Raw genomic sequence first — 5,435 nt, 5'->3', positions numbered from 1 at the left:
CGTCGCTGCCCGTGACGTCGGGTTCCAGGGTCAGGAGACGAACGACCCTGCGAGCGGCGACGAGGCCGCGGCTGAGGCCGTAGCTCCCCTCGATGAAGAACGAGACCGGCGCCACCAGCACGGCGGCATAGCCGTAGACCGCCACCAGCTCCCCGGCGGTGATGTCCCCTTGCGCCGCCATCCGGGCCGCCAGCCAGGTCACGGCACCGAGGAACAGCGTGGGCAGGCCGACTCCCAGGGCCTGGATCCAGCTGGTCACGGCACCTACCCGGTAGCCCTTCTCCTGCAGCTCGCGGGAGTCGCGCCGGTAGCGTTCGGCGTACACCTCCTTGCCGCCGATGCCGTTCAGGACCCGCAGGCCCGCGGCGATGTCGCCGAAGCGGGCGGCCAGCTCCCCCTGCCGCGCCCGGTACACCGTCTCGGCGCCGCCCAGCCGCCCCATCAGCGGGCCGAGCAGCACCGCGAGCAGCGGCACACCGAGCAGGACCACCGCGGCGAGCAGCGGCGAGACGGCCAGCAGCAGCACTGCCACGACGACGTAGGCGAGGGCCGCGCCGACGCCGGGGCCGGTGATGGTCAGCGCGTGGGCGATCACGCCGGCGTCGCCGGACCCGATCGTGACCACCTCTCCGGCCGTGACCTTGCGCGGAAGCGTCGCGCCCAGCCGCGTCGCCTGCAGGACCACGACCTGTGCGGTACGGAAGGCGGCGTCCATCCGGACCCTGGTCATCGTGCGGTGGCGCATGATGGCCAGCCAGGCGTTCAGCACCCCGATGCCCAGCACCGCGCCGACCCACCAGGCCAGCACGTCCCAGCGTCCCGGCGTCAGCCCGTCGTCGATGGCCCGCGACAGGACGTACGGGGGCAGCGTCAGGCAGACCATCCAGGCGGTGCCCAGGATCGCGCCGACGGCGATCCTGCCGCGCTGGCTCGTGACCAGCCACCACAGGTACCGTCCGGCACTGCGACAGTCGGGCGTCCCGGGGGCCATGATCGTCCGTTCCGTCATGCCCCCGACCCTAAGCCCGGGCCACCTCCGGGCCGGGCAGGGGGGTGCGACCGCGGGCCGCTAACATCCGTCGTCGGACGACGTGAAAGGCGCGGCATGAGCGAGCACCCCCTGTGGCCCACGACCGGCGAGGCGACCATCACCGCCTTTCCTGTACGGCGCGAGCGCCCAGCCCCGGCCGTCGTGGTCTTCCCCGGCGGCGCCTACCAGCACCTCGCCGACCACGAGGGGGCTCCGGTGGCCCGGTGGCTCAACTCGCTGGGCATCGCGGCGTTCGTCCTGCGCTACCGGATCGCGCCGCACCGCCATCCGCTGCCCCTGCTCGACGCCGCCAGGGCGGTGCGCTGGGTCAGGCATCACGCCGCGTCGACCGGCGTGGACCCCGCCCGCGTCGGGGTGCTCGGCTTCTCGGCGGGCGGTCACCTGGCCGGGCTCCTCGCCACCGAGGCGGGCCCGATGCTGCCGGAGGGCCCGCACGATGCCATTGACGGGGCCGACCCTCACCCCGGGCTGGCCGTGCTCTGCTACCCCGTCACCGATCTCACCGGACCGGCCGCACATCGGGGCTCCGCCGTCAACCTGCTCGGCCGGGACGCGCCTGAGTCCGTGCGCTCCGAGCTGACGCTCGCCCACCGGGTCGGCGCCGCGACGCCGCCCATGTTCCTGTGGCACACCGCCGACGACGCGGCGGTCCCCGTCGACAACACCCTCCAACTGGCTCAGGAGCTGGCCCGCCACCAGGTCCCTCTGGAGGTCCACGTCTATCCCAGCGGCAGGCACGGGCTGGGGATGGCGGAAGACAACCCCGTCGCCGGCGACTGGACCAGCCGCTGCGCCGCCTTCCTGCGCGGCCGGGGCTGGTGATTCCCGAGCCTCATGCGGGGCCGCACCATTGGCTCAGCACGTCGCGGATCTGCTGGATGCCGGGGTAGGTGGCGGTCCAGGCCGCGTAGCCGTCCGGCCGTACCAGGACCGAGCTCGCCTTGTCCGCAAGCAGCAGCGGGCCGTCGCTGGTGATCGTGCTCACGCGGTCGCGCCACGGTTCCGCGGCGGCTGTGGGGGACGCGGTGAGCAGCACGAACCGCCCGTCGCCCAGGTGCTCGTACAGCCGGCCCGCGCGGCCATCGATGGTGAGGGGCAGGTCGGGGACCCGGGTGCCGGCAAGGGGCGAGCCGGGGGTGCCGTCGGGGACCGGGTACGTGATGCCGAGACCCGACATCGTCAGCCGGGCGGACTCGGAGATCCTCGGGTTGTTGAGGATGGCGGGTGCGACGTAGGGGCGGATCAGGCGGACCGGTGCGGGCGCGTCGGCCAGGCGTCTGAGCAGGTCGGTGAGGCGGAGCACCGCGCGGCCGACCGGGTGGCGCTCGGACTCGTACGTGTCCAGCAGCCAGGACGGCGCCCACCCCTGATGCGCGGCGGCCAGCTTCCATGACAGGTTCGCGGCATCCTGGAGGCCGGTGCTCATGCCCATGGCGCCGAGCGGCGAGTGCACATGCGCCGCGTCACCGGCGAGGAAGACCCGGCCGACCCGGTAATGGCGTGCCTGGCGGCGCTCGCTGAGGAACCTGGTGGACCAGCGCATCTCCGCCAGCTGGAGGTCCTGGCCGGAGATCCTGAGCAGCGCGTCGCGGACCTCCTCGATGCCCACCGGCTCCTCGATCGGCACCGCCTGCCCGGCGCGGTCCCAGATGGTGGCCCGGTACCAGCCGTCCCCGTAGGGCGGCAGCAGCACGGCCCCGTCGTCCCCGATGAACGGGTTGACCGCAAGCGGCAGATCGGCCTTCAGCAGCACGTCGGCCAGAAGGATGCGGGTGTCGTAGCTGCGCCCGCTGAACCCCACCGACAGCAGACGGCGCACGGCGCTGTGCGCGCCGTCGCAGCCCACCACGTACTCGGCCCGCTCCTCACGCCCGTCCTCCAGGGTCAGCGTGACCCCGGTCGCGTCCTGGGCCAGGCCGCTCACCTCGGCGCCGCGGACGATCTCCACGCCGAGCTCCCTGGCCCGCTCCTCCAGCGCCGCCTCCGTACGGGCCTGGCCCAGGATCAGCACGAAGGGGAACCGGCTCTCGGGATGGCGCATGTTGAAGATCAGCTCCCGTCCCTTGATGTGCGGCCGCACCTCCGGGAGCCGGACGCCCTGACGGACGAGCCCGCCGGCCAGGCCGCGCATGTCGAGCAGCTCCAGCGTGCGGGCGTGGACGGCGAAGGCCCTGGTCAGGTTGGACTCCTCGGCCCGCCGCTCCAGGACCTTGACCGGGATCCCGGCGGCGGCGAGGTCTCCGGCCAGCATGAGACCCGTCGGCCCAGCGCCGACGACGATGACACCCATGGTCGTCTCCATTAGGTACTCGAAGTACCGGTACTCTAAGTACCGATTGATTCATTGGTACTCTCAGTACCGGAATCTGTCAACGGAAGGGTGCAGGATGCCGGGCAACCGTGGAGGGCGCAGGCCGGACCCCGAGATCGACGCCGCCATCAGGCAGGCCATGGCGGAGCTGCTGTTCGAGCGGGGCTTCGAGATGACCTTCGACGACGTGGCGGCCCAGGCCGGAGTGGGGCGCACGACGTTGTTCCGCCGCTATCCGACCAAGAAGGACCTGCTCCTCGCCGCGTTCTCGCAGGTCAGCCTGGAGCAGTTCCACATCGCCGACACCGGCTCCGTGCGCGGCGACCTGACCGGGACGCTGTCGGACGTCATCCGGACGTTCGACAGGCCCGAGATGCGCATGCTGCTCCGGCAGGGCTTCGGGGAGTCCTGCCGCGACCCCGACTTCACCGAGGTGTTCCGCGCGGTCATGAAGCGCCGCCTGGACCTGATCGCCATGCTGGTACGCCGCGGCGTCGAGCGCGGCGAGCTGCCTCCCTCCACCGACCCTTTGCTGATCGCGGACCTGATCTCGGGGGTCATCGCCCTGCGCGTGGTCAACGACACGCCCTTTCCCGACTCCGAGGAGATCGCCGCCCTGGTCGACGGCCTGTTGTACGGCTTCGCCAGGCCGCGGTCCTGAGCCGTTCAGCCGACGTGGACGTGCGGCCTGCGTGACCGGTCCGGCTCCGCCTGGCGCAGCACCTCCCTGGTCAGCGCCGGCACGTCGCCGCCACCGAAGACCAGGTAGCGCAGCCAGGCGGCCACCGGGTTGCCCTCGGTCCAGTGGAAGTAGATGTGCGGCACCGAGCCGGTCCGGTCCCGCAGATGCAGCAGCAGCGCCGCCAGCGAGTTGGGCACCGCCGAGCTCTCGAAGGTCAGGATCTTGTGGCCGTACCGCTCCTCGCCCTTGACGTGCAGCTCGGTCTCGAACTCCGAGGCGTCGGGCACCGTCACCTCCACGAAGAGCGCCGGTTCGGAGGGACGCAGCCGGTGGGTGAGCCAGGTCTCGCGCAGCTTCTCGTTGTACTCGGCCTGATCCCGTTTGTCCGGCTCGTTGGCGATCACATGGATCTCGCCGCACGCCACCTCGTTGACGAACTGCTCGGCCAGCGAGTCTAGGTGCACCTGAGTGACCCGCAGCTCGGTCGAGCGGGTGGTCCGGGAGATCAACGACGTGAGGATGATCGACCCGACGAAGAACGAGGCGATCTTGACGCCGTCGGGCCGCTCGATGACGTTGGCCACCAGGGTGTAGGCCAGCACGGCTGCGATGACGGCGTACCCGGCGGCCAACCGGTGCCGGCCCTTCTTCCTGGCCGCCAGCGTCACGGCGACCGCGGCCGACAGGATGAGCACCAGCACGCCGGTGGCGTACGCGCCGCCCTGCGCGTTCACGTCCGCACGGAAGATGATCGTGATGCCGAACCCGATCGCCGAGAACACCAGCACCAGCGGCCGCACCGCGCCCGTCCACTCCGGCGCCATGCCGTACCGGGGCAGGTAGCGCGGCACCAGATTGATCAGCCCGGCCATCGCCGACGCCCCGGCGAACCACAGGATGGCGATCGTGGACACGTCGTAGGCGGTGCCGAACCAGTTGCCCAGGTAGTGGTGGGCCAGGTAGGCCAGCGCCCGCCCGCTCGCCCTGCCGCCGTCCCGGAACTCGTGGGGCGGGATGAGCACGGTGGTGACGAAGCTGGAGAAGATCAGGAAGACGCTCATGATCAGCGCGGCGGTGGTGAGCAGCCGCCTGGCGCCCTTGATCCGCTCCTGGATGTCGCCCTTGATCACCGGCATCACCGCGACACCGGTCTCGAACCCGGACAGGCCCAGCGCCAGCTTCGGCATGACGATCAGCGACAGCCCGATCATGGCCAGCGGGTTGCTGTAGCCGCCGCTCAGCGCGTGCCGCCAGTTCACCACCACCTGCGGCGCCTCCAGCACGTGCAAGATCGCGGCCGCCACGACGACGGCGTTCAGCCCGAGGTAGACGAAGACGAGCAGCGTGGCGATGCCGATGGCCTCGGTGAAGCCCATCAGGAACACCCCGCC

Annotated in this window: 5 protein-coding genes; 2 read left to right on the top strand and 3 right to left on the bottom strand. The window is 71.5% G+C overall.

Annotation, left to right across the window (positions count from 1 at the left end; genetic code table 11):
• The coding region (locus AB0J09_RS55065) for an ABC transporter transmembrane domain-containing protein (protein ID WP_360710333.1) at positions 1 to 1,009 on the bottom strand (1,009 nt) is incomplete at its 3' end.
• A 96-nt stretch (positions 1,010 to 1,105) separates the two neighbouring features.
• Here AB0J09_RS55065 and AB0J09_RS55060 point away from each other — a divergent pair.
• Positions 1,106 to 1,873 carry an alpha/beta hydrolase gene (locus AB0J09_RS55060; protein ID WP_360710331.1) on the top strand — a complete coding sequence of 256 codons (768 nt, stop codon included), beginning with the start codon at positions 1,106 to 1,108 and terminating at the stop codon, positions 1,871 to 1,873.
• A gap of 10 nt (positions 1,874 to 1,883) precedes the next feature.
• Here the strand turns inward: AB0J09_RS55060 and AB0J09_RS55055 are convergent, their stop codons facing one another.
• On the bottom strand, positions 1,884 to 3,341 hold the full coding sequence (locus AB0J09_RS55055) for an FAD-dependent monooxygenase (protein ID WP_360710329.1): 1,458 nt from the start codon (positions 3,339 to 3,341) through the stop codon (positions 1,884 to 1,886).
• A gap of 97 nt (positions 3,342 to 3,438) precedes the next feature.
• Here AB0J09_RS55055 and AB0J09_RS55050 point away from each other — a divergent pair, with 97 nt between their 5' ends.
• Entirely contained in the window at positions 3,439 to 4,023 is a 585-nt protein-coding gene (locus AB0J09_RS55050) for a TetR/AcrR family transcriptional regulator (protein ID WP_360710327.1), read from the top strand.
• Between the two features lie 5 nt (positions 4,024 to 4,028).
• Here AB0J09_RS55050 and AB0J09_RS55045 read toward each other — a convergent pair.
• A partial coding sequence (locus tag AB0J09_RS55045; protein ID WP_360710325.1) for an amino acid transporter occupies positions 4,029 to 5,435 on the bottom strand: 1,407 nt, incomplete at its 5' end.

Source organism: Nonomuraea sp. NPDC049784, assembly GCF_040659615.1.
In the GTDB taxonomy this organism is placed as follows: domain Bacteria; phylum Actinomycetota; class Actinomycetes; order Streptosporangiales; family Streptosporangiaceae; genus Nonomuraea.
Note: the sequence above shows the minus strand (reverse complement) of the source record. Positions and strands in the feature narration are given on the sequence as shown.

Coding starts and splice junctions, on each gene's coding strand:
- AB0J09_RS55060 (WP_360710331.1), top strand. CDS start 1,106: ATGAGCGAGCACCCCCTGTGGCCCACGACCGGCGAGGCGACCATCACC.
- AB0J09_RS55055 (WP_360710329.1), bottom strand. CDS start 3,341: ATGGGTGTCATCGTCGTCGGCGCTGGGCCGACGGGTCTCATGCTGGCC.
- AB0J09_RS55050 (WP_360710327.1), top strand. CDS start 3,439: ATGCCGGGCAACCGTGGAGGGCGCAGGCCGGACCCCGAGATCGACGCC.